Annotated in this window: 1 rRNA gene; it reads left to right on the top strand. The window is 53.3% G+C overall.

What is annotated here, in order from left to right:
• Positions 1 to 10: 10 nt before the first annotated feature.
• Positions 11 to 478: ribosomal RNA gene (locus C2M25_RS06510) — 16S ribosomal RNA — on the top strand; the annotation flags it as partial.

Raw genomic sequence — 478 nt, forward strand, 5'->3', positions numbered from 1 at the left:
AAAAAACTTTTAATTGAAGAGTTTGATCATGGCTCAGATTGAACGCTGGCGGCAGGCCTAACACATGCAAGTCGAGCGGCAGCGACAACATTGAACCTTCGGGGGATTTGTTGGGCGGCGAGCGGCGGACGGGTGAGTAATGCTTGGGAATATGCCTTATGGTGGGGGACAACAGTTGGAAACGACTGCTAATACCGCATGATGTCTACGGACCAAAGTGGGGGACCTTCGGGCCTCACGCCATAAGATTAGCCCAAGTGGGATTAGCTAGTTGGTGAGGTAATGGCTCACCAAGGCGACGATCCCTAGCTGGTTTGAGAGGATGATCAGCCACACTGGGACTGAGACACGGCCCAGACTCCTACGGGAGGCAGCAGTGGGGAATATTGCACAATGGGCGCAAGCCTGATGCAGCCATGCCGCGTGTGTGAAGAAGGCCTTCGGGTTGTAAAGCACTTTCAGTAAGGAGGAAAGGTTA

The organism is Pseudoalteromonas sp. T1lg21, from assembly GCF_002964625.1.
Lineage (GTDB): Bacteria > Pseudomonadota > Gammaproteobacteria > Enterobacterales > Alteromonadaceae > Pseudoalteromonas > Pseudoalteromonas gelatinilytica.